Source organism: Bacillus sp. FSL M8-0077 (assembly GCF_038050255.1).
In the GTDB taxonomy this organism is placed as follows: Bacteria; Bacillota; Bacilli; order Bacillales; family Bacillaceae; genus Bacillus; species Bacillus altitudinis.
Genome location: NZ_JBBPAF010000001.1, coordinates 1,091,726 through 1,117,642, shown reverse-complemented (window position 1 = coordinate 1,117,642; position 25,917 = coordinate 1,091,726). Strand labels below are relative to the sequence as shown.

The following is a 25,917-nucleotide window of genomic DNA, read 5'->3' as shown; positions in this document are numbered from 1 at the left end:
CGATAGACAAGTGTTCTTGGCGAATGCCTCTTTCTTATAAAACTCCATGAATACCTATCAGCAGGTACAGGACATTCCTTCATTTTCATATAGTGGAGGAGATATAGGAGGGTGATGAACGTATGGACACAGAACCTTTAAAACAACTGGATATCTGGATTCATCCAAAAGATCTCATGGAATTAAAAAAGGACGTATGGAACGATGAACCCGTTGAGGCCATTCTGAAAACTGGCCAAACCAAGTCACATATTTATGCCTCATACCGAGGATCACACATTCGAAAGCTCAAGAAAAAATCCTATCAAATTGAATATCGAAAACCTAAACAAAGACAGGGCGAATCCGTTTTTCACTTAAATGCAGAGTACAATGATCCTTCTTTCATTCGCAACAGGCTGTCTTTTTATTTCTTTGAACATATGGGTGTGTTCAGCCCGTCCGCTTCTCATGTGTTTCTGACCATTAATGGAAGAAAAGAAGGCATTTATTTAAAAATAGAATCTGTAGATGAGCGGTTCCTCCAAAAACGACAGCTGCATGGAGGCGGCATTTATTATGCTGTCGATGATGATGCCAATTTCTCTCTTTTAAGTTCATTTGATAAAAAGCCCAAAAAACACCTTCTTCTCGGTTATGAGAAAAAAACGGGAACACCTGAACACGACAAGCAGCTGAGTGAATTTATTTACTTTTTGAACACCGCAAGGGACGACACGTTTGCAAATAAGATTGAGCAGTACCTTGATGTGACACAATATTTCCGCTGGCTCATTGGTGTCGTGTGTACCCAGAATTTTGATGGCTTTGTTCATAACTATGCGCTTTATGTGAATGATCAAGGAAGGTTTCAAGTAATGCCTTGGGATTATGATGCGACCTGGGGCCGTGATATTCACGGAGAAGAAATGGCGTTTGATTATATTCCAGTCAGCGGTTTCAATACATTAACCGCTAGATTACTAGACATCCCTGCATTTAAAAGAGACTATTATGCCCTTTTCCAGCATGTACTAGATACACATTTTTTAGAAAACCGGCTTCTTCCCATCATTGAGACATGGCATGCTTCAATTGAGCAGCGAATCGGAGACGATCCATATACGAAAGACCGAAAAGACATGCTGCATTCAGAGCGAGAATTAATCCGACAGTATATCAACAAAAGACGACGTTATTTACAAACTGAAATCAAAAAAGAGACATCTCACCTGTAAAGACACTTTCGAATTTTGTCACTTTAGTTCTCATATTGACGAAACAGCTTTTTTTATAGAAAAATAGGGTATACTAACCATATCCTTCTATTTGATAAAAAATGTGAGAGTTGGCGTCCGTTATGATCAATTATGAAATTGAACAAAAAAGATTACATTTAATTGAGACCGCAAAAAAATTCGGAATGAATGCCGAAGAAACCATCAGGTGCAGTCAAGAGCTTGACACACTCTTAAATAAAGGCATCAAAACCACCTCTAAAGAATGCTCGAATAAAGGGTAAACCATACACTTCATTCCTCTCATCAAAGTTCTTCAAAAAGACAATCACATATTAAAAGACCCATCATAAGCTATGGTGAAACGCCCAAAAACGAAGTGCCCTATTTTTCTAAAGGATGTGCACCGCTATGCCGGCTATTGTTGGAGCCTTTAAAGTAAATGCCGTCGGAACGAGCGGAGTCGTTCATGTTGGAGACTGCATCACCATTTCTCCAAATAGTCAGGTTAAAACGTTTGCTGGCGCAGGCAGTTTTAACACTGGTGATCAATTACGCATTAGCAACTATAAAAGTGTGACAAATACGTATGATAGTGATGTCATTGATCAACCGCTTGTTGGTAACTTGTAAGGAGTGAGAATCCATTGAACTTCTATATTAATCAAGCGATACAAATTAATTACTTACGTGTGGAGTCTGTGAGTAACTCATCCGTTCTTCAAATCGGCAGTGCTGGATCCATCAAAGCACTCTCCAATCTGTATAACACTGGCAGCTACGTAGAAGCAGCACCTGCCGCAGCAGGCACACAAGGAATTGAAGAGTCTCTAGGCGCAAGCACGGCACCTTTTGTACCGCTTCAGTCACCAACAACATAAGTTCATCTGCAATCCCCGGAGGTGTATGCATATGTATGACTATCAAAACAGCGCTTCACAAATGTATGGCATCATTCAAAAGCAAACACAGCAAATCATGATGCTTGAAAAAAGGCTTAACGAGCTTCAGCAGGAAATGCAAATGATCAAAGATAAACCGACAACAACGATTGAACGGATTGATTATCAATTTGATCAACTGAAAATCGAGCGGCTCGAAGGCACATTAAATATCGGCCTCAATCCATCTGATCCAAATAGTGTTCAAAATTTTGAAGTGGGCCAAACAACAACCCCGGGAATTGGAATGATGCAGCAAGAAATGGCTGATCAATTTTTCAATCAAACACGCCAGCTTGTCGATGCATTCTTAAATGAAGAAGCTCCACAGCTTCTTGAAGAACTAGAGCAGCGATACGAAGGCTCGCTTGATGAAAGCAACAAACACCATATCATTGAGGACATTCGAAAACAAATAGACAGCAGAATCAAATATTATGCGGGGCAGCTGCCACAAAGGGAAGATATGACCCCGCTTCAACGTTCCGAGCAAATTGCTGAATACGTGAAACATGATGTCAAACGAGCAATCGAGCATTTTTTAGCCCATATTCCAAATGAAACGAAAGGAGAGGAAAACGGATGAATTTCACAGTCGTCAACCGCAACATCGAAACCGGAAGCATTAGAGTAGTTGGGGTATCGTCCTCTTCCCTATTTATTATCGGGGACACGGACCATGTACAATTGTCATCAATTTTCGATACACCGCCAGAATCATTAATTATTGGCCCGTTTGTTCCTCTAGCCCCTCGATAATGATCAAGCGCACATCTCAAGTGAAGTTCTCAAAAGTGAATTCTGTCGGGATTGCGAGTACTATTCAAATTGGTGATACACAGGAGCTATGTCCGAACGTGAAGGTGTTAGCTGTTCAGCGAACCATTAGTTTGTTTTATGGAAATGAAGCTGAAAACCTAGATGCAAAAGAATTTGAAGTGTATTATGAGCCGATCCCATTGATGCTGCCAGAACGAGCGGTTAGAACGGCCTTTTATCATGAAAAGCCCCTCATTAAAGTTTCGTCCATTCATGTAGAAGGGGTCTCTTCCTCGTCTATCTATCAAATTGGCTCTACGTGCGAAATAAATGCCGTTGCGCGAGTGAAGCATATTCGAGAGTTATTTAGCAACAATGACGAACATCCGCCAAACTCACAATTGGACCTCCCTGCGCATATGATGGTGATATGACTTCGAATAAAGGATGTCGATTATGCCAGCAATTGTCGGACCCATTTACATTAACTCGATTTCTGGGGGCGTCGTAAACGTCGGTGACTCATTTTATCTTTCGCCTAAAAGTTCTTCAAAATCTGCTTTAGGCTCTGGAGCGGGGAATACCGGAGATTTCTTGATTTTAAATAATGGCATTAGCGCCACCAACTATGTGGATCCTGACTTAAATGATCAGAATATGGTAGGCAATGCATAAAGCGGCTCCTCTACACTCATTTCATTTAGAGGAGCGCTTTTTTATGCTTATTTCTTTCTGCGTTGTCTTGATTTCTTTGTTTTGACCAGCTTGCTTGCCGGCTGCTTTCGAATCCATTTGATGTACGGAACAAGCTTTTCATCTTGTCTTAGTGCATCCAGTGTGTTCAAACGTGCGGCAAGCTCCTGGTTTGTATAAAGAGCATGTACTTGTTTATGGCAAGGGATACACAGAAAGGCAGTCGGTAGAAAGGCCCCTCCCTCTTCTCTTGGCGTTAAGTGATGTTCTGTAAGGACGACTGCTTGTCTTCCGCACAGCTCACATAATCCAATCGTTTGCTTTGCCATCCTGAGATCCCCTCACTTTACATTAATTCCATCGAGACTGTTGTTCCTTTCCCGCTTGGATCTGCTGGATGGACAATCAGTTTCTTTGGCAGTCTCATCTTTAATTCTTCCACATGGCTGATCACACCAACAGCTAAATTTTGAGACTGTAGCTTCTCTAATGCCGTAATCACCGTATCTAACAAGTCTTGATCGAGTGTACCAAATCCTTCATCTAAGAAGAAAAATTGCAGCGGGAACTCACCTCTCAGCTGAATTTGTGCAGACAGAGCAAGGGCAAGTGCTAAAGACGTTAGGAAAGTTTCTCCCCCAGACAAGCTGGATACCGGACGTCTGACACCACCATTGGCATCATCCCGCATCACAAAACCGCCCTCTGAATCGACTTCAATGGCATACCTTTGTCTTGTCAAAATCCCAAGACGATGAGAAGCATCACGGCTGACACTTTCTAGCTGTTCTTCTGCTAGGAACTCAACAAACGTATTCCCTTTAAACACAGTTTGAAGCTTATCCAGCCGGTCAATTTCTTGCTGCAGTACTTCAAGGCGTTCATGAATGCTTGCAAAGCGTTGATGGTTTGCTTCAATCACTCGCAGATGCTCCTGTGCAGATCCACTCAGCGCTGTCGCTTCTTCAAGCGCTTTTTCCGCCGCTTCTTTTTTTAGTTGAATGTCTGTCCACTCGTCTTCATCCAGCGACTCACCTTTTAACAGTTCAGAAATTCGCTTTAAGTTTGCTGCACATTGCTTTCTTTTATCCTCAAATTCCTCAATTTCCTGTTTGACTGTAAGACGTACAGATCGATCCATTAAAGCAGGTTCAATCTCCTGCGGCTGATCAAAAGGAGTAGGTCCTGTTTCTTTTTGCCACGCTTTCTCAGCTTCTTGTTTTCGCCGGTTAGCCTCTTGGAGCTGACGTTCACTGCTTGAGAAATGGCTTTGCGCCTCACTAAATAATTGCTGTGCATGCTTGAATTGCTCGTACGATTGCTGATCTTTTTCATTTAGATGAGCAAGAGATTGTTGAACTTCGTCCAGTTCATCAGAAAGAGAAGCGGCTTTTAAAGGATATCGCTGTAAATCTGTTTCATATTGATCGATCAGGTGCTGCTGGCTTCCCAGCTGATGCGCCAGCTTATCGAGTTCCTTCTCTAGATCGTATATGGCTGTTTGCAGTAGCTCTTTTTCCTGCTTTTTTTCCTCTAGAAAAGAAATACTCTTCTCAATACGCTCTTGATAACCTTCCGCTTGTTGATCCTTTTCATCAATTTGTTGCTGCATTTCCTGCACTTGGTTGATTGCCAGGTGAGGAAAGGTCTGTTCAAATTGCGTCAGTTGTTCGGAAAGCTCAGATCGAAGCTCCTTGATCAGCATGTCTAGTTCTTGTATGCGCTGCTGCTCAAATGTCAGTTGATCTTTTACTTTGCTCATTTCTGCCGCTTGATCATGAGTGACGTCCATTAAACGAGCACGTTTGCTTTCGATTGCTTGAATATCTTGTTTTATGCCTTTCCATTCTTGAATCAGCTGGTGCAAAGACTGTGGATTCTGTACTACTTCTACTGCTGCAGCTACTTCCGAACCGGGGGCCTTTTGAGATAAAAAGGAGAACTGTTTGACTAATTGATTGGCATGCGTTTCAAGCAACTGCTTTGCAGCGTACATGTCTCTAGCATATTCCTCAGCCAGCTTGAGTTCTTTGTCCATTTTCACAATCACTTCATCAATTTGGGCAACAGTTTCTTCATGGTCATTGTCTATCACAGCCTTTGGATCATGATGAATCGATCCACAAACAGGACATGGTTCGCCGTCTACTAACTCTGCCGCTAGTTCTTTTCTTAATTCTGCCGATCTGACAGCATCACGCTGTTTTAATTTTTCTTGTTTTTTGTCCTGCTCTTTATGACTCCATTCTGTAAGACCTCGTTCAAATTCACATACATAAAAATACAATTGTTCTATCGCTTGAAACGATTGATTTATCTTTTCATGATGATCTTTTTGCTGTTTTTGAAGCTTTTCATACGATTGTGTCGCCTGTGCTGAACGCTGTCTTAGCTCCTCAATCTTTTGTTCTTCCTTTTGAATGCTCACATTCATTCTTTGAACATTTTCACTTAAACGAAGTGCGTCTTGTACAAGTTTCCGCTCTTTGACAGAGACTTGTAATTGATCCAGCTCATTCTTCAACTGTGTTTGTTTCGCAAGCGCACGCTCTAATAAAGATTGCAGGTTTTCGGCTTCCGTTTTTTTTTGAGTCAATTGCTGCGCTTTTTCATTGTTTTGCTGCTCTAGTACGATCTTTTCCTGAAGAGCTGTTTCTTTTTTTCGTTCAATTTCTTTTAATTGAATAAGCTGCTCTTTCTTTTGAAGAAGCTCTGGCTCATTTTCCATTTTCTTTTGCCGTGCCTGCTCATACTCCTGCGTCATTTGATCATAGATCGTTCGTTGATGAAGTAAATGTTTTTCTGCTTCCTGCTTCTCTTTTGATGCTTGAGAGAGCTGCTTTTCAGCCTTTGTTAATGCATCCGCATAAGGCTTTAATGTCTCTGCCTGCTCTGCAATGCGAAGTTGATTCTTTTTCTCTTCCATCGTTGGTGCCAGTAGATTGAGTTTGTTTTGTTCCTTCTCGTACGCTTCTTGTTCCTTTTGATACTGCCAGATGGCTTGCGCTTTTGTAAAAGCAGTGAACGCTTCGTCCCGCGTTTGTTTTTTCTCATGAAAAATAGCTTGCGCCTGCGCAGCTGCTTCTTTAGCTTTCGCTAATGCCTCTGGACCAGCTTCTCCTAATCCAGTCAGTTCAGCCAGCAGTTCGTTTTTCTGTCCATAGTGATTTTGAGCCTTTGCGCGTAAACGTTTGACGAGCTGATCACCATATTTCTCCAAATTAAACAAACGCTGCAGCATTTGGCGTCTGTCGGCTCCTTTCAATGAAAGGAATTCCGCAAACTTTCCTTGGGGTAAAACAACCGCTCTCGTAAAATCGTCAATGGTTAAACCAAGTAATTCTTCTATTTTACGATTGACCTCACTTGCTTTATCTGCAAGAACTGTCTGCGTATCACCAATTTCAATCAATCGGCATAACGTCGTTCTAACCTTCATTTCATCTGCCCGTTTAAAGGCACGTTCCACTTTATAAGAAATATGGTGTTCCCTTTGCAAAGCGAACGTAAAGGAGACAGACAGCTTTTCTTCAGCTTGGTTCAAAATACCATGCGTATTATTGAGTGCACGTTCGACCTTGCCATAGAGTGCTAGTGTCATGGCATCTAATATAGACGATTTTCCGCTTCCAGTCGGTCCAAAAATACCAAACACACCTGCATCACATAAGGAGCTAAAGTCAATGGTTTGCTCTTCTCTGAAGCTATGAAGTCCTTTAATGGTTAACGTGATCGGCTTCAATTCGCTTCCTCCTCTTGCATGTCATTGGCAAGCTCTAAAAATAGCTTGACGGTTTTTTCATCAGGCAGACCTCCACCTGTCTGACGCTCATAAAATTTCACGAACCGCTCTTCAATCGAGAGCTTTTCCACTTGTTTTTGTTCTTCTTTTTGCTGTAACTCTTTAAACTTTGGTCTAATATGGACAAATCCACTATGCTGTTTTCTAAGCTGATGAATTTGTTCGATCGACAGCTGATCTGTTAAGTGAATCTCTAAATCAATCCAGGCTTGAAGATCCCGCTTTTCATCCAGCCAACTGTGTACTTGGCTCAGCCCTTCAGTCGCCTTCCACTTCATAAGTGGTTTACCGCTTGATAAGAACACTTCTTTCCAGCTTGCAGTTTCATTCGGTTTTGCATCCACAATGGTGACTGATTTGGCGTAGCCTGCTTCAGAAAAGCTGTATGCAAGTGGAGATCCAGAATAGCGGGCAATCGTTTTGGCACGTTTAATGGTTTGGGGGCGATGCAAATGCCCCAGTGCGACATAACAAGCCGCCTCAGGCAGACTTTCGGCCGCAACGGTATATGCGCCTCCCACTTCAATCGGCCTTTCCGAATCCGTTTGACTGCCACCTGCCACATAAATATGACTTGTTGCGATATTGACCGTATCCGCCTGAAATTGGCTGCTTAAATGTTGAAACATTTGTTGTATTTTTAAATTGTACTGATCACGAAGCAGTTTCTCTTCAAATGTTTCAGCCAGCACCTCGTTTAGCCTTGCTTCGGATGGGTAAGCGAGTGCTGCAATAGATAGACGCTCACTTGCAGAAGGAACATCGACATGAATTAAATCATTTGTCGGATATCCAATTAAATGAATCCCCTGCTCATTCGTTAAAGGAGATGCGGCTGATAAGCGGTCTGGATTATCATGGTTGCCAGAGATCACAACCACTTGACGCTTTCCTTTATCAGATAATGCAGACAAACTTTCATAAAAAAGCTGTTCTGCGCGAGCAGGAGGGTTCACTGTATCAAAGGCATCACCGGCCATCACAATGACATCAATGTGTTCATCCTTGACGATTTGATTTAATTCATCTAAAAACTCAGCTTGCTCCTCAAGCCGGCTTCGGCCTTCAAGGGTTTTCCCTAGATGCCAATCCGCTGTATGCAGAATCCTCATGTGATTCACCTCTCATTCATTCCACCTATAAAGAAATTTCTAAATTTCCATCAAAGAAATAAAGGATTTTCTCCTCTAATGTTCTGTTTGTTAAACGTTCTACCGCTGCTGTATACAACGATATTTGCGTTTCATAGCGTTTTTTTAACATCGCCTCAGCTTCCTCTAATCCACCTGAGAATCTGCCAGTCACTCGATCTGTTTTATAATCAAGTAAATAGAGCTTGCCATCTGCTTCAAATAAACAATCAATCATTCCTTGAATGAGCACAGGTTCACCTTCTGCATCAATATGGCTGTATACCTCTTTAACCGGTAAAACCATACTAAACGATACTTCTCGTTTCACCCAGTCCGCTTTCCGCAGTTTTTGACCAATAGCAGTAGAAAAGAAGGCTACAATTCCTTCTCGATTGATGGACTGGATTTGTTCATCTGTTAGTAAGTCTTTCTCTTTTAAAGAATGGAGCAGCTCTTCTACACGAGATTCATCATATGGTTCATTTGAAGGAAGAGGGATATGCTGCATGACTGTATGCATGGCCGTCCCTTGTTCTGCGGCTGTGAGTGTTTTTTTCTTCATAAAAGACGGTCGTTCGTACAGTGTCGCACGAGCCTTTCGGATGGAAGAAGGCACACTGTATTCATCCTGTATTTCTTTCATTCTTTTGATCTCGGAAACTGACTGCTTTGTACCTACCTGAGAGGCCGCTAAATATGGATAACGCCATGAAAGTCTTTCTTTTACTTCCTCCTCATAATCTCCATATCCTTGAGCAGGCACACCTTCCATTAATGCTTGTACCACTTCGTCTTGTTTTTGTTTTTCAAGTGACATGTCTTCTTTTAGAAGATCAGATGCTTGATGAAAGGTGATAGAAAATGATGATGGATGAGAGAGAACGACTTCTCTCGATTCTTCTAAAAGAGATGACATCGCTTGATGACGGATAAGAGCAGGGCCAATAAAATCTAAGTATGTTCTCGCTTGATAACGTTCAAAATCAGGGAGAAGCCAGTCGTCTCCGTTTGCGGCATTTTGCCACTTGCTTAAAGCTTTCACTTGATTTTTGACAGAACCGACTAAAAATAATTTTTCTTTCGCCCTTGTGAGCGCCACATATAGAACCCTCAGTTCTTCAGATAATAGTTCTTTTCTCATCTTTTTTTTCATCGCGATCAGCGGTAATGTTGCATAACTAATTCTCAGCTCAGGATGAATATATTTGCTGCCAAAACCTAGTTCTTTATCGAGCAAGTAGGACTGATTTAGATCCATCATATTAAAGTTCCTGCCAAGTCCTGCAGTAAACACAACAGGGAATTCGAGTCCTTTACTGCTATGAATGGTCATCATGCGGACAACATCCTCTGTTTCACTGAACGTTTTTGCCGCTCCAAGATCATCTCCACGCTCTTGCATTCTTTCAATAAATCGAAGAAATCGAAACAGCCCTCTAAAAGCAGCCTTTTCATACTGTTTCGCTCGATCATATAAAGCCCGAAGGTTTGCCTGTCTTTGCTTGCCTCCTGGCATCCCGCCGACATAATCTAGATATTGTGTATCTCGGTACACTTCCCAAATCAATTCTGCTACCGAATGATGAATAGAAAAATCACGCCATTTGCGTAATTGAAGGAAGAAACGCTCCAGCTTTCTGCACGTCGGATGATCAGAGTGTGTCACACGCATAAATGCCTTCACAGCATCATAATAAGTGCCTTTTTTATCACTTGTTCTAATCAGTGCCATCTCATTTTCGTCTAAATGAACAAGAGGTGACCTTAAAACAGCAGCGAGCGGAATATCTTGATATGGATTATCAATCACTTTTAACAAAGAAAGAATGACAGATACCTCCGTAGCTTCGAAATAGCCTGAGGAAAGATTCGCATAAACAGGGATTCCCTGCTTCTTCAACTCTTCCATCATTTGCGGAGCCCACGGCATTGAGCGAAGCAAGATCACAATGTCTCGATACTGCAAGTTGCGGGTCAGCTGCTGCTTTGCATCGTACACTTGAAAAGGCTGTTCTACCAACTCTTTTATTTTCTTTGCAATCACTCTCGCCTCAAATTGTACCGTCTCTAGCTCTTCTCGTTCTTCATCGCTTTCTGTGTCGTGCTGATCTAAATGAACAAGAAGCATTTCTGTCGTTGTGTCTTCGCTTTGCGGATAACTCGCTCCAAGCTTTAATTCAGCTTGTTCATCATATTCAATTTCTCCAACCGTTTCTCCCATCAGCTGTTTGAACAGAAAGTTTGTACTGTCTAAAACATCAGCCCGGCTACGGAAGTTTTTATTTAGATCAATTCTTTTACCTGTTTCTTTGCTGTCTGCTTTAAATTGTTTATATTTATTTAAAAAGAGCATCGGCTCTGCAAGTCTAAAGCGATAAATGGACTGCTTCACATCACCAACCATAAAGCGGTTGCCTTCTGCTGGATGTTTTCCTTTAGACACGAGTTTTAAAATCGTTTCTTGGACAAGGTTTGTATCTTGGTATTCATCCACGAGTACTTCTTCAAATTGTTGTTGATAGTATTTAGCCGCCTCTGTTTCAATGAAATTTCCTTCTGCGTCCTGCTTCGCTAAAATGCGCAAACAATAATGTTCTAGATCCGAAAAGTCTACGATTGATTTTTCTTGTTTTGCTCTTTCGAAACGCTCTCCATATTGAATCACAAGCTCTACAAGTGTTTCTACAACTGGCTTCATTTCAGCCAAGCTTTTTAAATGCTGATCAGGACTGCGCATAAAGTATTCATCTTTTAGCTTTTCTAATTGTTTTTTTGCTTGATTGCGTGCATCTGTTGCTTTTTCTAACAGTGCCGGGTCATAGTCATCCCCTTTGCAAGTCTTTAACCTTTTAAAATTGATGTTTGGCAAAAGCTCATAAAGTGTCTCAAAATCATCTTGATGCCTTATTAATTCATTTACTTGCTCTAAATCATCTATAAAATTCTCTGCTCTCGGTGCTGGGCCACCCGGCTCTTTTGATAAAGTGAGGGCTTGTTCCAGCAGTTCCTGGCAGCTTCTTAAAACGAGAGAAAGGTCCTCTTTGATATATGGATAAAATGGTAATTCTTGTACCTTTGTTTGAGTATCCACATCATAAAGAGAAAGGAACGCCCGCATCCATTGTTCGGGTGCTGGATGTGACCTAGAAAACTCATAAATCCTTTTGACAAGCCATTGAAGATCTAGATCATGCCGATCAGATGTGTACCGATCAACGAGTTCAAAGAATGACGGGTTTCCAGCCTTATACTCATCCTCAAACAGTTCATCTAACACTTCATCTCCTAATAATTCTCCTTCTGTTTGATCAGCCAAACGAAAACCTGGATCAAGGTTAATCTCATAATAAAAGGTACGAAGAACTTGCAAACAAAAGGAGTGTAAGGTAGAAATATTGGCACGATTCATGAGTGACAGCTGTCTCCGCATATGAAGTGATCCAGGGTTTTTAGATAGTTCTTTTTCAAGTGCTTCAGTGATCCGGTGCTTCATTTCTGCTGCTGAAGCATTGGTAAAAGTCACTACGAGCAGCCTGTCCACATCAACTGGCTGCTCCGGCCGAGTCATTTTTCGAATGAGCCGTTCAACCAAGACCGCTGTTTTCCCTGACCCCGCCGCAGCAGCAACAAGAATATCTTGTCCTTCAGAAACGATGGCGTTCCATTGGTCATCTGTCCAAGTACTGTTATTCGGTTTTGGTATTTGCATACTGATCCCCTTCTTTTTTGATCCGGTCTATCATGACATCATCCTTCTCAGATGTGAGCACTCTAAATTCATTATCTTCTATTGATTCATCAAATTGGCAAATAGACTTAAAGGAGCAAAAGCGGCAAGGGGTTTGATCCTTTAATTTATATGGGTTTATCTCTACCTCACCGCTTGTAATTCTTTCTCCTGCCTCTTCAAAGGTTCGCCGAACATGTTTCGTAAGAATGTGAAAATGATCTTCACTTAATACCGCTGAGTCAGATCGGAAAGAACCATCCTTTTTCAAACCCGCTTGGATGACTTGTGATCTTCCTGATTCGAGTGTTTGATCCATCAACTTCACTGCTTCCGCATCTTCGAGTAATAGACCCTTCATTTTAAATTTCTTCAATATTTCCTGCTCAATTGCATCCTCTGCGAGCGGAATAGGCGCTTGAATCAGCGGGTCATGAATATGGAAGTATAAAATTCCTGCCGGTGTCGCTTCCATGCCAAGCCATTCTTTAGAATACGTAATGGTCAGGTCTAAATAAGTGAGCATTTGCAAGGCTAAACCGTAGTAAACTTCTGCTAGATCAAGCCCCTTCTCACTGGACTTATAGTCGACAATTCTTAAAAGAAGTCCTTTTGACCCTTCTGCTTTATCCACTCGGTCAATCCTTCCAACAAGCTCCATCGTGCAGCCGTTTTTTAATTGAAAAGTAAACGGCGGCAGAGGACCTTGACCTCCAAACCCTAACTCAAGTCCAACCGGAGAGAATCCGCTCACTTTTGCATGTTCGCTTAATATAGAAGACACCCTGATGAGGATTTTTTGGAGCTTTTCTTTTATATAAGCATGCCGATTAGAGCTTAATAAAATTTCTTTTTGCAGACGTGGAGCCAGCTGTTCAATTGCATGCCTTGAGTAGGTCACACAATCTTCTTTCGTTAAGTTTTTCCAATCCTTTTTTTGTTCAACAAGCGTATCTGAAATCAGTTTTAAAGCCGAATGAAAGAGCTGACCGATATCAGGTGCTTCTAATTTGTAAAATTGTCGATCTTTTAGTTTTAGCCCGTGGGAAGCAAAATGAGAAAATGCACATGCATTGAATTTCTCCATTCTTGAAACACTGCCCTGAATATGGTCACCGTAAAGTTCTTTTGTGACATTTGGCTTTAAACGTTTCGCTCTATTTGTAAAGAACAAGCTGGACATGATTTTTTTTGATATGTCGCGGTTGGACGAGGTCATCAAATCATTATATACACTCCACCATACGCCGCTGATCGGATATTGATTGAGCCATTGCTGCAGCTGTGAAACGGTATAGGATAATGAGACATGCTCGTTTGTTACAAATTTTAATTGCTCCTGATCATCCAGCTGCTCTGGATCTAACACATAGAGGGCTTGCTGATGGTTTGGCATCAGTTCCTCGCAATACTTGATGAGGGTCGAAGGCAAAAGAGACCGCCCTTCCGTATCAGAAGCTGAATAGGATAAATACAAGTAGTGCGATGGACTGGACAGCGCTTGATAAATCAAAAATTGTTCATCCAGCAGCCGTTCCTTCCCTGTCTCTGCCAGCTCTGCTCCTGCACGTTTTAACCATTCCCGGTCGTCCTCAGACAATACACTTTCATCAGAGGGCCGGGCAGGTATAACCCCATCATTAACTCCAATGACAAACGTACACTTTACTTGATACATTCTGGATAAATCCATACTTCCGATAAAGACTTGGTCAAGTGAAGGGGGAATCAAAGCGAACTTGAGAGAGGACAGTCCTGTATCCATCATCTGTTGAAATAATGGAAATGAGAGTTCCTCCTCGCCCAGCATTTCAACAAATTCATCCATTAATTGAATGACAGCATCCCATACTTGCCCATGCTGCATCGCTTCAGCTAACCGGCCTGCTTCTTCTGCCTCAAGTCTTGCCTTTTCAAGCTTTTCTGGCACTTGGGTTTCTTCTAGAAAGACATACACTGCCTCCACCATATCTCTTAGCTTTTGCGCTTTTTTCAATCTTTTTTGCAATTGAAAGAGAGGCGGAACAATCCATTCTTTTACATCATTCAGCATTTGTTCCATTTCTATTTCTTGATCGGTTTGTCCAAAATCTTCATCTAGTGATTGGAAGCGCCGATAATGAAAGCGTGAACCATTCGTCCAGCGTTCACCTTTTACACCGTAAGCAATACAATAGTTTTCAAGCTGATCCGCCTGTTCTCTTGCTTTGTTTTTAGCGAGTTCAAGCGGAAATAGGAACTCTGTTTTTACACAGCGAAACACCGCCTCATACCGCCAGTTCCCTTTTATGACATCGAGGCTCGAACGAATGAACTCAATGAGCGGATGATACTGCATCGATTCATTTCCATCAATAAAGAAAGGAATATCGTAATCTCGAAACACCTCTTTTAGCGTATCTTTATAGTCGTCTACACGTCTTGCAACAATTGAGATGTCTCGTAACCTAAGACCTTTCCCTCTTACTAAATCAAGAATATCTCTCGCTACTCCCTCAATTTCAGCTCGTTTATTTGCACTTTTCGATACGGTAAGGTGAGGCGTTTCTTCTTGATACGGCTGCAAAGGTCTCTGTTCATATTGATTTTCTAAATAAGCTAGATCTGGGGCATGAAGATGTCGCTTATTTCTCTCCAAAATGTTCTCAGAAATAGCCGCTCCGCACTCTTTGGCCAGCTGATAAAGCTGGGAATATGTCTTACCTGTCATGCGAAATAAATCAAGTTCATTTGGCTGCGTGTCATGATAGGAACGATCCACTGTGAATGCAGCTGTTATTTTTTCTGCATGTAGCAAAAGCTGCTCAATGACAAGAAGCTGTTGGGGGGTAAACTGATAAAAACCATCTATATAAATGTGTGCCCCTCTCAATTCTTCTGATAAAGGAATTTGCTGAGCCAGAAGTGTCAAGTAATCCTCTGAGTGCACATACTCATCTTGCAGATGCTGCTCCATCTGCTGATAAAGAACATGAAGATCATGCAATTTTTCCGCCGCACGTCTTTCTTCTGTATACTCTGAATGCATGCTGGATGCCGAGATTTTTTCAATATCCTCTGGCATCATACAGTACCTTTTGAATTCAGCCATCGTCTTTTCTATTTGCTCAACAAATCCCGGTTTATCACTCGCCTTTTTGAATACCTTAAACTTGTCTTTCTGTTCTTCTATTACTTTTCTTAAGAGCATTTGAATCCCTGTGCTTGTGACAAATTGACGGTTCGCACCGCCAGTCTGCTGTAATATAGACCAGGCAAGCCGAGTAAAACTAAAGACTTTGGCCCTGATCATTCCACCAGCTTCAGATGTTTTTGCAAGCTCATATTCCATTAAAAATGTCATTTGATCCGGGACTAAAAAAATGATTGGCGGACCCAGCGGATCAAGCCGAAGTTGTTCTTTGATTTCTTCTAGAATTGCAGTCGTTTTTCCACTCCCCGATCTGCCTGCTAAAAACTGAATCTCCACGTTCCACAACACCTTTCTTATGTACTCATATTCTAGCGAAAATAAAGGTAAATAGCTATTTTCCTATCACCTTCCCTTTCTCCTCCGATTGAAAAGAAAATAGGCACCTTTCCCGACTCTTTTCATATCATAAACCATCATGATCTAAAAGGAGGCTGGCAATATCATGTATTACGGTTATTATGACTACTCGCCATATGACATGCGCCAAAACACAAGGATCATTGCAGACCTTGAAAAGGCCATAAATGGCGAATATTCTGCGATCCAATGCTATGAAAAACTTGCACAAAAAGCAAAAAATCCTGAAGCGAAAAAAATCATTCAAGAAATACGTCAGGATGAAGTCAGACATTATCAGCTATTTACAAAGCTATACTATTCTTTGACTGGTAAAAACCACAAACCAAGCATAACAGAGCCTTGTCCAGACCAATTTAGGGAAGGTCTCTTATTTGCCTTTAAAGACGAACAAAAAACAGTCGATTTTTACTTAACGGTATCAGACTATGTCCGTGATCAAGGAACAAAGGAATTAATGAAGCGTATTGCTCAAGATGAACAGCAGCATGCTGTCTGGTTTCTATATCTTTTAACGCACCATGTTTCTTAGATAACCCTATTTTAATAGGAGATCGTATGTTCCGTCAAAAAATGAAATTGCCTTTTTGCTCATTCAATATGTGAAATAAAGGGCTGTCATCATCAAATCGCCTATTCCCTTTTCCTTTTTTCAATGATAAAACGACCTTTTGACCATAAAAAAACTCCTCTGCTACAAATCGCAGAAGGAGTTTTTTTGTTATTTAATGAAATTTTGCTTCATTGCTTTGCTGCTGTTGTTTTAACAATCCATCAATTGATAGCATCTTGCTGCCGCTAAGTGTCAAGTAAAGCGCCATGACCATTAAAGAAAGTTCAAATTCATAACCGCCCACAAATCCTCTTGCAAAACCAACTGTGATAATGGCTACAGCCATAATTGGCACAAATAAAGCTGCGAAAAGACGTGTGCCTAAACCTAGAATCAGGGCAATTCCACCAACTAGCTCAATTGTTTTGACAATATAGGCCATAAATTCAGGGACACCAATTTGACCAAAAAATGCAGCAGTGCCTCCTAGTCCGCCTTGATATGCTTGAAGCCCATGTAAAAAGAAAATAATGCCTAAGATGACGCGTACAAAAAGTGTTCCTATTTCTTGATTTGTTTTCATATAGTGATTTCCTCCTATTTTTACACTACATCATGTAATGTTCATTCGTAAAAAAAATTAGTAATTTAAGTTGAGCATAATCATTAAGACCACCATGAGAATGGTTGATGTCACAAATGGGATAAGTGGTACATTCAACGGTATGTTGTATGTTGGGTTTAAGATTTTTTTGATTCTCAAATTCAATGCTCGATCTCCAAAGGACACTGCAAATTTCGTTTGTTTTTGAAACTGGGTTCTATTTTTAATGAGTTTCAAAAGGGCTTGCCCTACTCCAAGCTCAGTTCCTGTCTGCTGAATGGCATAGTCATCTGCAATGACTTCACGAAAAACGGAGTAACTTTGTCTCATATGCTTTAACACAGGAATGTACCAAATCACTTTTGTGAGCATAGAGAAAGTGAAAGACTTTAAAGGGTCATAGCTGTATTTGTGATGTAATTCGTGATGGACCACAGCATCGATTTCTCCTTCATCAAGCATGTCTATAAGCGCTGTTGAGAGATACACTTTTGGATGAAGCATCCCCATCGCGAAAGCAAGCGGTTCATGACAATGAAACACAATGATCTCATTTCTATACATGTCTGATAGACTTTGCGTTGAATGTTGATCGACTGCCATCATCATATTTCTTTTGAAACGAATATACTTTCTGACCTGCTTCATCAGATAGAAAACGGCAAAACCAAGCGTATACAGGACAAACGCATTCAGAAAATACTTTAAAGGAGTGAATCCATAAAATTCGAGAACAGATTGACATACATGGATCAGGTTATATGCTTGATTCCAGCCAAAAAAGCTTGAGAGTACATAATAGCCCATCTGGTAAAAGATCACTAAACCAATCAATATACCGCCTAAAAACAGCAGACTCGACTTCATTTTAATCATGTCGTTTCTCCTCTTTTTTGGATGCAAGCCTTGCTTCGAGTACCTTCAGTAATTCAGGATCAGCACTTTCAATTGCGTCCACCATATGATTGACTGCAAGGGGACCGAAATCATCCATCAGTCCTTGAGTAATCCATTTCGTTTGCTCATTTAGAAATTCTTCTTTTGTTAAAACAGGGTTATAGATAGATGAACGCCCTTTCGTTTTCTTTTCCACAATTCCTTTTTCGGTTAAACGATTGAGTACCGTCATGACCGTGTTGAAATTAATTGGCTTCTCATCTGACAGCTTCTGCTGTACCTCTTTAATCGGCATATCCTCACCTTGATAAAGGATCTCCATAATCCTTCCTTCTAAAGGACCGAAAAAGCGGTTCAATCCCTTTTCATTATATTTAAAAGAAGGAATTTTCATGTTACCACCTCACACTAAGCATTGTAGTGTAATTGAAAATGATAGTCAACAGATAACAAAAATAGGGGAAAATCGTTGTATATTGCTTTTGTTTTTGGTAAAAATTATATGTCGTTTATATCAAAACAATCTCTTTTCACACAGAGCTAACCATAAGATAATCTTATGAAAATAGTAAAAAAATTCGTATTTTATTTATGGAGTCTTTTGTATTATAGTAAAGATAACAACATTTCACTTACTGAACAAATATATAGGAAGAAGGTTTATATGTGATGAAGCAAGGAAACAGCCTTCGAACCGATCTCATTCTGATTGCGGTAAGCGGTTTAGGTGGCTTCCTTTTGTCTCTAACAGGGATGTCTATCGGCTGGATGATTGGCACATTAATGACAGCTGCATTTATTGCCCTGCGCCGTCCCGCCCTGTTTCAGCGTAAAGGAAACAATACCTTACGTATTCACAGCAGATGGCTACTCCTTGGTCAATTCATTCTCGGAATCGAACTAGGACAAAAAATGAACATGAAAGTCCTTCACATTTTCGCTGAAAATTGGCTTCCCGTGAGTTTCATGCTCGTCTTTTCTATTTTATTAGCCATGCTCTCCGGGTTTGTCTTATGGAAGCTGAGTAAAACAGATATGCTGACCAGCTTTGTCGGCACTGCCCCCGGCGGTCTTTCCGCTATGCCGGGCATTGCCCAAGAGGTTGGAGCAAATACAGCTGTAGTGAGTCTCGTGCAAACGATACGTGTGTTAATGGTCGTACTGACCATTCCATTTACGGTATTTTATTTAAATACAAAAAGCCAATCAGATGTGGTAGTCGCCCAAGGCAGCGCCTTCTCATCAGGCGTTTTCACAATATCAAACATTTCTTGGACTGCTGCACTCATTTTAGGGGCATGGCTGATGTCACGCCTAGCCGTGCGTCTTCACTTTCCCGCCCCTTGGCTGATCGGCAGTATGTTAGGTGTGGCGGCTCTCCAAGTAGGGGCAGGTGCCTTGACAGGTCATGATTTGATTCCTTACTGGCCAGCCCAAGCGAACATTGCGTCACAGGTATTTCTAGGGGCAACCATCGGGTCAAAAATGAATAAACAAATGTTTGTCGGGCTAAAAAATACCTTGATTGTGGCCGTCGTCAGCTCAGCCGGATTGATTGCCGCGACCGTTCTCAGTTCAATTGCCATTGCAGAAATAACAGGTATTTCTGTCATTACGGCCATTCTTGCTTTTTCGCCTGGCGGTATTGCAGAAATGGCAACAACAGCTGTTACACTTCATGAGGATTCCACCTTTGTTGTGGCTGTACAAGTCGTTAGAATTATTTTGGTCATCGCCATGCTGCCACCGTTTTTTCGTTTCTTACATCATGTCTGGGCAAAAAGACAGACTGATTATAAAACCGCTAAATAAAAAGAGCCGCTTTGCATAAGCAGAGCGGCTTTCAGATTGTCTGACAACGGGCTAAAATGATGTTGATTTTAGCCCGTTGTCTTCTTTTCAGCGTGATAGAAAACCTTTGAAGTCTAGGAAGGTCGAGCACCAGAGCGGAGCGAATTTGACATTCGTGAGCACTGGAGCGTAGACATGACAACGAATGCGAGGGTTTGTCTACACGCTGAGCCGCTTTGCATAAGCAGAGCGGCTCTTTTTTATTCATCATGATTCCTTTTTACACCGACTACTTGATCCTTTGAGATGGTTCCAAAATGCCGGCTGTCAAAGCTATGTATTCGATTATCTCCGATCACGAAGTAATGATTGTCTTGTATGTTCTGACGACCGGTGATGGCTTTCAGCTGAAAATCACCTGTTAGGACGTTGCCCATTTTATTTTTTTTTTGCTCTTTTAAATACGGCTCTTTCCATTTTACACCATCGACAAACAGCTGATCATCTTCATATTTGATTGTTTCTCCTGGAAGCCCAATGACCCGTTTGATCAAGATTTGATTTTTAGGGCCATGAAATAACACATAGTCAAACCGGCTAATTTTCGTGAGTTTTGGTGAGAACTTGTTAATTAATAATTCTGTTCCATCTGTAAATGTTGGGTCCATACTAACCCCTTCTACTTTGTACGTGACAAACATGAAATTCTTTACTTGGAACAACAAGACGATGCATGTAATAATCATGAACCATAGCAATGGCTTCTTTTTCATTAAGAGCCTCCTTTGTCCTCACGCTGACTCATCCGAACATTCAACCTATTTTCTACTCTCTTTCCAACATACCATAATAAAGCAATGACTAGAACCGCAAAAACACTTCTTAACGGATTCTTTACTAAAGCAGAAATGTCATAGCCGATAAAACTAATAATAAAGAGCATGACACACTTCCCTGATAAAGCAGCTAATGAGAACTGCCAGACGCTGATTCTTGATAGACCTGCTACGACATTAACGGCAGCAGAAGGTGTAAAAGGAAAGCAGAGTAAAATAAACAACGGACCAAATCCCCGCTTTTCAACCCAAAGCATTAGCTTTTGAATAGAAGGGTGTCTGCTAATAAAGTTCAGCATCCTCATCTGTCCAAATTTTCTGATCAGTAAAAAGACAAGGATAGACCCTGCACTGGCACCAATCCAGGTCAATAAAAAGCCTTCCCACAGCCCGAAAGCATTTGCATTGGCCACCGCAAATGCAACGAGAGGTAAAAACGGTAGAAATGCTTCGATTAAAGGGAGCAATATAGCCACAATGGGTCCAAAAGCCTTGTAGCTTTCAAAAAATGATGTGATATTTTCATGAGTAAATATAGAAAGAAATGATGGCAACTTGTTTGACTCCTTCAAGGTTTGTCTATCTTTCATTTTACATGGAAAACATAAAAATATACAAATGAATCCCTCTGAGCACCTCTTGAGATTTTTTAACTCATCCGATATAATAAATGAGAACAAGTGTTCTATAAACAAAGAAAGTAGGCATGGACATGACGAGATTATCAAGCGTACAACTTCAGATGATGGAACAGGCCATCTTTCTTCCAATGGTCATCTCCATCCTCAATCGTGATTTGACGCACCTTAAAAAACATCAAACATTCAAACTAAATGAACCCTATATTCAGCTAGTCACCTCTTCATTAAAAGAAGCACAAACAGCCCTTTATCAACTGAAACAACAGTTACGTAAAGAAAAAATGAACGTACAGCAAATTGAACACGATGAAGGATTTACGACATATTTATTTCTAATAAATGGCTATGAAGAAAAGCATAAATATTTTAATCCCCGCATACGTCATCGTGTAGAAGAATTGCTCACCCATTATTTTCTCCATTCAGGAAAATAATATGGTTATATTTTACATTTATAGAAGGAACTCTTCAGTTTTTGGCGAATTGATTGTTATACCAAAAATTAGGAGGTTCCAACTCATGTTCAAAAAAATAACAGCACTCACCTTAGCAGCAGGATTACTTGTGCCAAGCACAGTGTCAGCAGTAGAACCACTGCAAACAGGAAAACAAGCTCCAGCAGCATCTGCACAAATAACAAGTGTAGCCTATACAACGGTATCTATCGTTGGAAAGCGAGTGAAGTTTGAAGTGAAAGCACTCGAAAATCCTTTTAACATGAATTACTATAATCGAATTGCTTGGACGAGTACGGACGAAGAGCCGAGTGTATTCAATGACAATATTCTATCGGTTATTGTCGCTAAAAAAACCGGACAGGCTTATCAAGTCTTTTCATACGAAGCGCTCACTTCGGTAAAGGACAAGATTGAATCAGGTCAAAAGGTGTATGGCTGGGCGCTTGCTTTAAATGGTGTGTGGTACCCAACGATGCCTGCAACTCTCTATTATTAAAAAAAGCCTGCCATAGTGGCAGGCTCAGGCTGTCGAGAAAATCTCGACAGTTTTTTTGTAGTTTTAAATACACCGTATATTGAATAAATCCCAAATGAAAAACACCATATATCGTTTCTCGGACAGTTCAAAAGACAAAAATGAGGGTTTTGTGGACATCTTGTCTTAAAAACCCTCACTTTCTCTTCACGCTGAGCCTGCCATAGTGGCAGGCTCCAGATTGTTGACAAAGGGCTGAAATGAACTTTATTTTAGCCCTTTGTCTTCTTTTCAGCGTGATAGAAAACCTTTGCAGTCTAGGAAGGACGAGCACTGGAGCGAATTTGGCATTCGTGAGCACCAGAGCGCAGGACTGCGGGCGAATGAGAGGGTTTGTCTACACGCTTGAAGCCTGCCACAGCGGCAGGCTCTTTCTCAATTATGATAATTCGAGCTGTTTTCTCAGCTCTTGTCTCACTTCTTCTAACCCTGGTCCATCTAACTCAAAGTAATACACATTCCCTGGCTGGTAATCGTGCCCTTTTAACTGGATGGTATCCACTGATTTTAATGAACTCAGTAAAGGGAATAGACCGATCAACTGTTTCATGGATAAATTGGTGGAGACGTTATCCCCAAGTGTATCAATGATGTTGTCATAAGACGGTATGGAAGAAATGGATTTTGATTTTTCAAAGATGGCTTGAAGTGCTTCCATTTGGCGCTTTCCGCGCATGAGATCACTATCTGCCTTTCTCGTTCTCACAAACGCTAATGCTTCTTCACCACTGAGCGTATGCGTGCCTGTTTCCACATGAACTTTTCCTTTTGAATCCTTTTCCATTTGTTTTGCAATGCCTTCATCTTCAATCGTTACGTCAATTCCATTTAGCTCATCGACAATGTCTTGAAACGCCTTAAAGTTTCCTGCAATCACATAGTCAACCGGGATGTTTAACAAATTCTCTACCGTTTTGACTGATAAATCTGCACTCCCAAACGCATGGGCGTGAGCAATTTTATCATATCCTCTCCCCGGTATATCAACATAAGAATCACGAGGAATACTTAGGAGCTTCATCGTTTTGTCTGTTCGATTCACCGTCGCCAGTAAGACCGCATCACTTCTTGCTTCGTCTACCGTTTCACCTGGACGGCTGTCAATCCCTAAGAGCAGCACCGAAAAGCTATCCTTTCCTGGATCAAAAGCTTTCACACGCTTTTGCGAGGTCTCTCCTCTTTCTAAAGATACTTGCGCTTTATTCGACGCTTTTGAAATTTTATAGTATGCATATCCTGTGACAGATACAGCCATGATCATGACAAATGCCATGATAAACAGCACGACTTTCACCCAAGGTCTTAGCCTTCTTTTTGATCTTGTTTTCTCCTTCATCCTTTCCGAACCCTCACTCTATCTTAGTCTCACAATGTAGGTTCCACTATAACATATTTTGATGAAAGTTTCCTTCATGCAACATATTTTTATGTATCCACAATAAAAAAACTGCTCAAAATGAGCAGCTTCTGATTGTTGACAAAGAGCTAAAATGAGCTTATTTTTAGCTCTTTGTCTTCTTTTCATCGATTACTTTTGTTCAATTCCTTTTTTCACTTCATCAATCATCGCATTCAATGATTCAAGGCCGCCGCCTGCTAAATACCACATGTCAGAGTTTAAATACACCACATGATTGTTTTTCACTGCTTTGACTGATTTCACATAATCATTTTCAACAAGCTGTTTCGCAGATGTTTCTTCTCCAATCGCCGCGCCGCGATCCACGACAAATAAGTAATCTGGGTTCGTTTTGACCATATATTCATAAGAAATGCTTTGTCCGTGTTTATCAGATGGCTCTAGCTTTTGATCTGCTGGTGTGATACCAAATACATCATGGATCAAACCATATCTTGACTTAGGACCAAATGCCGTCATTTTGCTGTCGTTCGCCATGATCACGAGACCATTTTTGTTTAACTCTTTTGCTTGTTTCTTTAATGCAGCCACTTTTTGATCAACTGCGTTGGATTGATGATTCTTTTTTCTGTGCGAAAGAAATTGAGGTTCTTATTCGCGATCATCAAATTGGTTGACCCAAACAGATAAATAATCGCCGTTTGCAAAAACAAATAAATAATCGCCGTTTGCAAAAACAAATAAATAATCGCCGTTTGCAAAAACAAATAAATAATCGCCGTTTGCAAAAACAAATAAAGCGCGTCTAACCCTAAAATGCTTGGCGTTAAGATTCGGTTATTGGTTAATGTTTGAAACACAACAGAGGAAAAGGCAATCGCGCCTCCTGTCAAAGTCATGGCAAGCACCTTTTTTAAACGGCTCGGCACTGTGTACTCCCAGTATCCCATTTGAAAGGTGACGAAGATGACAACGAATACGACTGCAATAGCTGCAATGAGACATAATGTTCGTTTCTTATGCATAGCGCTTCCTCCTTAATAACATGTACAGGAAGATCGCACTTCCAATGATACCGACCATAAGCCCGACAGATATTTCATAAGGATAAATGACCACTCGTCCGAGCACGTCGCAAATGAGCACAAAAATAGCTCCTAATAAAGCCGTATGCGGCAGGCTTTTTTTCAAGTGATCCCCTCGGTAGATCGATACAATATTCGGAATGATTAAGCCGAGGAAAGGTAGCATGCCAACAGTCAAAATCGTAACAGACGTAATCATCGAAACGATTACCAAACCAACTGTCATTACACGTTTATACGTTAAACCTAAATTGACGGCAAAGCTCTCACCCATACCAGCCACTGTAAAGCGGTCAGCATATAAATACGCGATGATCAATAGAGGAACGCTCACATAGAGCAGTTCATAACGCCCCTGAACGATAAGAGAAAAATCCCCTTGCAGCCATGCGGATACGTTTTGGATCAAATCATATTTATAGGCTATAAACGTGGAAATTGAACTAACAATTCCGCCAAACATTAAGCCGACTAACGGTACATAGATCGTATCGTTCACCTTAATATGGTGTAGAATTTTTAAGAATAATAGATTGCCAGCTAACGTAAATAAAAACGCAATCGCCATTTTCATTAGCGGGCTTGCCTGTGTAAAAACAAGCATGGCGGTTAAAATACCCAGCTTGGCCCAATCCATTGTTCCTGCAGTCGTTGGAGATACAAATTTATTTCTCGTCATGCTTTGCATGATAAAACCTCATAAACTCAGGCTCATGCCAGCAAGCACAATACTCATCAGCCGCGGGATGCGACTTGAAAATAAGGTGTTCATTTGTTCACCTGTTAGATGAAACAACTGTAAAAGAGACAAGTCCTGTACCCCGACAAACAGCGACGCACATGCCAAACACACAAACAACAAACTTAATTGGTACAACTTCATACAGGGTTCACACTTTCTATCAAGCTCTCCGCCACAAATGATTATCATTATCAATTAAGCAGCAGTTCATATATTATCATATTTAGTGAAATATTCAATAGTAGAATGAGTGAGGGTGAAAACCACATAAAAAAACAGCTTGTGGGATCAGCTGCTTTTTTACGCTTCAATATTCAATTGAAACTGCCCTTGCAGTTCCTCTTCAGCTTCTTGAAATAACTGCCGCAAATTCTCTGCATAATCACCAAGCTCGTCTTTGCTTGCTTGATAATGAATCCATGTGAGCTCTACAGGTAAGCTCACTTCTCCTGTTAAACAGTCCCAGAGGGCATCAAGGTTTTCCCCGTAATGGTCAGGTAGTTGTAACACTGTTTTTAGTTGATTATGAAGCTCTTCTTGTGATCGGCACATCGCACCATTTAGCTGTACTTTTTTCATTTCCCTCCCCCTCT

The 25,917-nt window shown here is 41.0% G+C and carries 25 protein-coding genes and 2 pseudogenes; 12 read left to right on the top strand and 15 right to left on the bottom strand.

Translation table 11 applies throughout. The features are described from left to right. Positions 1 to 122: 122 nt before the first annotated feature. The 8 genes from NST57_RS05600 (at position 123) to NST57_RS05565 (ending at position 3,592) form a co-directional block, all read left to right on the top strand. On the top strand, positions 123 to 1,217 hold the full coding sequence (locus NST57_RS05600; protein WP_341298213.1) for a CotH kinase family protein: 1,095 nt from the start codon (positions 123 to 125) through the stop codon (positions 1,215 to 1,217). A gap of 122 nt (positions 1,218 to 1,339) precedes the next feature. Then, entirely contained in the window at positions 1,340 to 1,501 is a 162-nt protein-coding gene (locus NST57_RS05595) for an aspartyl-phosphate phosphatase Spo0E family protein (protein WP_008348605.1), read from the top strand. A 127-nt stretch (positions 1,502 to 1,628) separates the two neighbouring features. After that, positions 1,629 to 1,850 (top strand): spore germination protein, encoded by a 222-nt coding sequence (locus NST57_RS05590; protein ID WP_003211745.1) that lies wholly within the window; start codon positions 1,629 to 1,631, stop codon positions 1,848 to 1,850. Positions 1,851 to 1,864: 14 nt separating this feature from the next. Then, complete coding sequence (locus NST57_RS05585; protein ID WP_142154730.1) at positions 1,865 to 2,098, top strand: spore germination protein GerPB; 234 nt, start codon at positions 1,865 to 1,867, stop codon at positions 2,096 to 2,098. Between the two features lie 31 nt (positions 2,099 to 2,129). Then, positions 2,130 to 2,744 carry a spore germination protein GerPC gene (locus NST57_RS05580; RefSeq protein WP_008348607.1) on the top strand — a complete coding sequence of 205 codons (615 nt, stop codon included), beginning with the start codon at positions 2,130 to 2,132 and terminating at the stop codon, positions 2,742 to 2,744. Beyond that, complete coding sequence (locus NST57_RS05575; protein ID WP_142154729.1) at positions 2,741 to 2,917, top strand: spore gernimation protein GerPD; 177 nt, start codon at positions 2,741 to 2,743, stop codon at positions 2,915 to 2,917. Before NST57_RS05580 ends, NST57_RS05575 begins: the two co-directional genes overlap by 4 nt. Further along, on the top strand, positions 2,917 to 3,351 hold the full coding sequence (locus tag NST57_RS05570; RefSeq protein ID WP_142154728.1) for a spore germination protein GerPE: 435 nt from the start codon (positions 2,917 to 2,919) through the stop codon (positions 3,349 to 3,351). Before NST57_RS05575 ends, NST57_RS05570 begins: the two co-directional genes overlap by 1 nt. Positions 3,352 to 3,373: 22 nt before the next feature. Further along, a complete protein-coding gene (locus NST57_RS05565; RefSeq protein WP_003211468.1) occupies positions 3,374 to 3,592 on the top strand; it encodes a spore germination protein in 219 nt (72 codons plus the stop codon). A gap of 47 nt (positions 3,593 to 3,639) precedes the next feature. Here NST57_RS05565 and NST57_RS05560 read toward each other — a convergent pair whose 3' ends face one another. From NST57_RS05560 to addB, 5 genes are read right to left on the bottom strand one after another with little or no spacing between them, the layout of a single operon-like run. Next, entirely contained in the window at positions 3,640 to 3,939 is a 300-nt protein-coding gene (locus NST57_RS05560; RefSeq protein ID WP_142154727.1) for an HNH endonuclease, read from the bottom strand. A 17-nt stretch (positions 3,940 to 3,956) separates the two neighbouring features. Then, complete coding sequence (gene sbcC / locus NST57_RS05555) at positions 3,957 to 7,352, bottom strand: exonuclease subunit SbcC (RefSeq protein ID WP_341298212.1); 3,396 nt, start codon at positions 7,350 to 7,352, stop codon at positions 3,957 to 3,959. Beyond that, positions 7,349 to 8,524 (bottom strand): exonuclease subunit SbcD, encoded by a 1,176-nt coding sequence (gene sbcD / locus NST57_RS05550; protein ID WP_025207109.1) that lies wholly within the window; start codon positions 8,522 to 8,524, stop codon positions 7,349 to 7,351. The genes sbcC and sbcD overlap by 4 nt, the downstream gene beginning before the upstream one ends. 25 nt (positions 8,525 to 8,549) lie before the next feature. Then, positions 8,550 to 12,254 (bottom strand): helicase-exonuclease AddAB subunit AddA, encoded by a 3,705-nt coding sequence (addA, locus tag NST57_RS05545; RefSeq protein ID WP_341298211.1) that lies wholly within the window; start codon positions 12,252 to 12,254, stop codon positions 8,550 to 8,552. After that, positions 12,232 to 15,741, bottom strand: coding sequence for a helicase-exonuclease AddAB subunit AddB (gene addB, locus NST57_RS05540; protein ID WP_341298210.1), 3,510 nt, complete (start codon positions 15,739 to 15,741; stop codon positions 12,232 to 12,234). Before addB ends, addA begins: the two co-directional genes overlap by 23 nt. Positions 15,742 to 15,907: 166 nt before the next feature. Between addB and NST57_RS05535 the strand changes: the two genes are divergently transcribed. After that, positions 15,908 to 16,354 (top strand): ferritin-like domain-containing protein, encoded by a 447-nt coding sequence (locus tag NST57_RS05535; RefSeq protein ID WP_007499129.1) that lies wholly within the window; start codon positions 15,908 to 15,910, stop codon positions 16,352 to 16,354. A 193-nt stretch (positions 16,355 to 16,547) separates the two neighbouring features. On the opposite strand, the gene NST57_RS05530 is transcribed toward NST57_RS05535, so the two are convergent. From NST57_RS05530 to NST57_RS05520, 3 genes are read right to left on the bottom strand one after another with little or no spacing between them, the layout of a single operon-like run. Then, positions 16,548 to 16,958 (bottom strand): DoxX family protein, encoded by a 411-nt coding sequence (locus NST57_RS05530; RefSeq protein ID WP_008348626.1) that lies wholly within the window; start codon positions 16,956 to 16,958, stop codon positions 16,548 to 16,550. Between the two features lie 57 nt (positions 16,959 to 17,015). Next, positions 17,016 to 17,855 (bottom strand): M56 family metallopeptidase, encoded by an 840-nt coding sequence (locus NST57_RS05525; protein ID WP_142154723.1) that lies wholly within the window; start codon positions 17,853 to 17,855, stop codon positions 17,016 to 17,018. Next, on the bottom strand, positions 17,848 to 18,270 hold the full coding sequence (locus NST57_RS05520) for a BlaI/MecI/CopY family transcriptional regulator (RefSeq protein WP_007499135.1): 423 nt from the start codon (positions 18,268 to 18,270) through the stop codon (positions 17,848 to 17,850). The genes NST57_RS05525 and NST57_RS05520 overlap by 8 nt, the downstream gene beginning before the upstream one ends. A gap of 275 nt (positions 18,271 to 18,545) precedes the next feature. Here NST57_RS05520 and NST57_RS05515 point away from each other — a divergent pair, with 275 nt between their 5' ends. After that, positions 18,546 to 19,688 carry an AbrB family transcriptional regulator gene (locus NST57_RS05515; protein ID WP_142156150.1) on the top strand — a complete coding sequence of 381 codons (1,143 nt, stop codon included), beginning with the start codon at positions 18,546 to 18,548 and terminating at the stop codon, positions 19,686 to 19,688. A gap of 239 nt (positions 19,689 to 19,927) precedes the next feature. Here the strand turns inward: NST57_RS05515 and lepB are convergent, their stop codons facing one another. Both lepB and NST57_RS05505 read right to left on the bottom strand, forming a co-directional pair. After that, entirely contained in the window at positions 19,928 to 20,440 is a 513-nt protein-coding gene (gene lepB / locus NST57_RS05510; RefSeq protein ID WP_341298209.1) for a signal peptidase I, read from the bottom strand. Then, entirely contained in the window at positions 20,440 to 21,057 is a 618-nt protein-coding gene (locus NST57_RS05505; RefSeq protein WP_341298208.1) for a TVP38/TMEM64 family protein, read from the bottom strand. The genes lepB and NST57_RS05505 overlap by 1 nt, the downstream gene beginning before the upstream one ends. 158 nt (positions 21,058 to 21,215) lie before the next feature. On the opposite strand from NST57_RS05505, the gene NST57_RS05500 reads away from it, so the two are divergent. Both NST57_RS05500 and NST57_RS05495 read left to right on the top strand, forming a co-directional pair. After that, positions 21,216 to 21,578: a hypothetical protein gene (locus NST57_RS05500; protein WP_142154719.1), complete on the top strand. Its 363-nt coding sequence runs from the start codon at positions 21,216 to 21,218 to the stop codon at positions 21,576 to 21,578. Positions 21,579 to 21,663: 85 nt separating this feature from the next. Then, a complete protein-coding gene (locus NST57_RS05495) occupies positions 21,664 to 22,098 on the top strand; it encodes an enoyl-CoA hydratase (protein ID WP_341298207.1) in 435 nt (144 codons plus the stop codon). Positions 22,099 to 22,516: 418 nt separating this feature from the next. Here NST57_RS05495 and NST57_RS05490 read toward each other — a convergent pair whose 3' ends face one another. The 5 genes and pseudogenes from NST57_RS05490 to NST57_RS05470 form a co-directional block, all read right to left on the bottom strand. Beyond that, the gene (locus NST57_RS05490; RefSeq protein ID WP_142154715.1) at positions 22,517 to 23,473 is read right to left on the bottom strand and encodes an LCP family glycopolymer transferase; all 957 of its coding nucleotides are present in this window, start codon (positions 23,471 to 23,473) and stop codon (positions 22,517 to 22,519) included. A gap of 192 nt (positions 23,474 to 23,665) precedes the next feature. Continuing rightward, a pseudogene (locus NST57_RS05485) lies at positions 23,666 to 24,088 on the bottom strand (ABC transporter substrate-binding protein); the annotation flags it as partial. Further along, positions 24,076 to 24,447 carry an iron chelate uptake ABC transporter family permease subunit gene (locus NST57_RS05480; protein WP_341299186.1) on the bottom strand — a complete coding sequence of 124 codons (372 nt, stop codon included), beginning with the start codon at positions 24,445 to 24,447 and terminating at the stop codon, positions 24,076 to 24,078. The gene NST57_RS05480 and the pseudogene NST57_RS05485, both read right to left, overlap by 13 nt. Positions 24,448 to 24,514: 67 nt before the next feature. Continuing rightward, positions 24,515 to 25,465: pseudogene (locus NST57_RS05475) on the bottom strand (ABC transporter permease). Positions 25,466 to 25,624: 159 nt separating this feature from the next. Then, complete coding sequence (locus tag NST57_RS05470) at positions 25,625 to 25,903, bottom strand: barstar family protein (protein ID WP_142154713.1); 279 nt, start codon at positions 25,901 to 25,903, stop codon at positions 25,625 to 25,627. Positions 25,904 to 25,917: the final 14 nt, after the last annotated feature.

Excerpts from the sequence above, each read along its gene's own strand:
- NST57_RS05565 (WP_003211468.1), top strand. The coding sequence starts at position 3,374 with ATGCCAGCAATTGTCGGACCCATTTACATTAACTCGATTTCTGGGGGC.
- NST57_RS05575 (WP_142154729.1), top strand. The coding sequence starts at position 2,741 with ATGAATTTCACAGTCGTCAACCGCAACATCGAAACCGGAAGCATTAGA.
- NST57_RS05520 (WP_007499135.1), bottom strand. The coding sequence starts at position 18,270 with ATGAAAATTCCTTCTTTTAAATATAATGAAAAGGGATTGAACCGCTTT.
- NST57_RS05590 (WP_003211745.1), top strand. The coding sequence starts at position 1,629 with ATGCCGGCTATTGTTGGAGCCTTTAAAGTAAATGCCGTCGGAACGAGC.
- NST57_RS05535 (WP_007499129.1), top strand. The coding sequence starts at position 15,908 with ATGTATTACGGTTATTATGACTACTCGCCATATGACATGCGCCAAAAC.
- NST57_RS05600 (WP_341298213.1), top strand. The coding sequence starts at position 123 with ATGGACACAGAACCTTTAAAACAACTGGATATCTGGATTCATCCAAAA.
- NST57_RS05580 (WP_008348607.1), top strand. The coding sequence starts at position 2,130 with ATGTATGACTATCAAAACAGCGCTTCACAAATGTATGGCATCATTCAA.
- NST57_RS05515 (WP_142156150.1), top strand. The coding sequence starts at position 18,546 with ATGAAGCAAGGAAACAGCCTTCGAACCGATCTCATTCTGATTGCGGTA.
- NST57_RS05500 (WP_142154719.1), top strand. The coding sequence starts at position 21,216 with ATGACGAGATTATCAAGCGTACAACTTCAGATGATGGAACAGGCCATC.
- NST57_RS05490 (WP_142154715.1), bottom strand. The coding sequence starts at position 23,473 with ATGAAGGAGAAAACAAGATCAAAAAGAAGGCTAAGACCTTGGGTGAAA.
- NST57_RS05525 (WP_142154723.1), bottom strand. The coding sequence starts at position 17,855 with ATGATTAAAATGAAGTCGAGTCTGCTGTTTTTAGGCGGTATATTGATT.
- lepB (WP_341298209.1), bottom strand. The coding sequence starts at position 20,440 with ATGAAAAAGAAGCCATTGCTATGGTTCATGATTATTACATGCATCGTC.
- NST57_RS05470 (WP_142154713.1), bottom strand. The coding sequence starts at position 25,903 with ATGAAAAAAGTACAGCTAAATGGTGCGATGTGCCGATCACAAGAAGAG.
- NST57_RS05480 (WP_341299186.1), bottom strand. The coding sequence starts at position 24,447 with ATGGGATACTGGGAGTACACAGTGCCGAGCCGTTTAAAAAAGGTGCTT.
- NST57_RS05530 (WP_008348626.1), bottom strand. The coding sequence starts at position 16,958 with ATGAAAACAAATCAAGAAATAGGAACACTTTTTGTACGCGTCATCTTA.
- addA (WP_341298211.1), bottom strand. The coding sequence starts at position 12,254 with ATGCAAATACCAAAACCGAATAACAGTACTTGGACAGATGACCAATGG.
- sbcD (WP_025207109.1), bottom strand. The coding sequence starts at position 8,524 with ATGAGGATTCTGCATACAGCGGATTGGCATCTAGGGAAAACCCTTGAA.
- NST57_RS05495 (WP_341298207.1), top strand. The coding sequence starts at position 21,664 with ATGTTCAAAAAAATAACAGCACTCACCTTAGCAGCAGGATTACTTGTG.
- NST57_RS05570 (WP_142154728.1), top strand. The coding sequence starts at position 2,917 with ATGATCAAGCGCACATCTCAAGTGAAGTTCTCAAAAGTGAATTCTGTC.
- NST57_RS05560 (WP_142154727.1), bottom strand. The coding sequence starts at position 3,939 with ATGGCAAAGCAAACGATTGGATTATGTGAGCTGTGCGGAAGACAAGCA.
- NST57_RS05595 (WP_008348605.1), top strand. The coding sequence starts at position 1,340 with ATGATCAATTATGAAATTGAACAAAAAAGATTACATTTAATTGAGACC.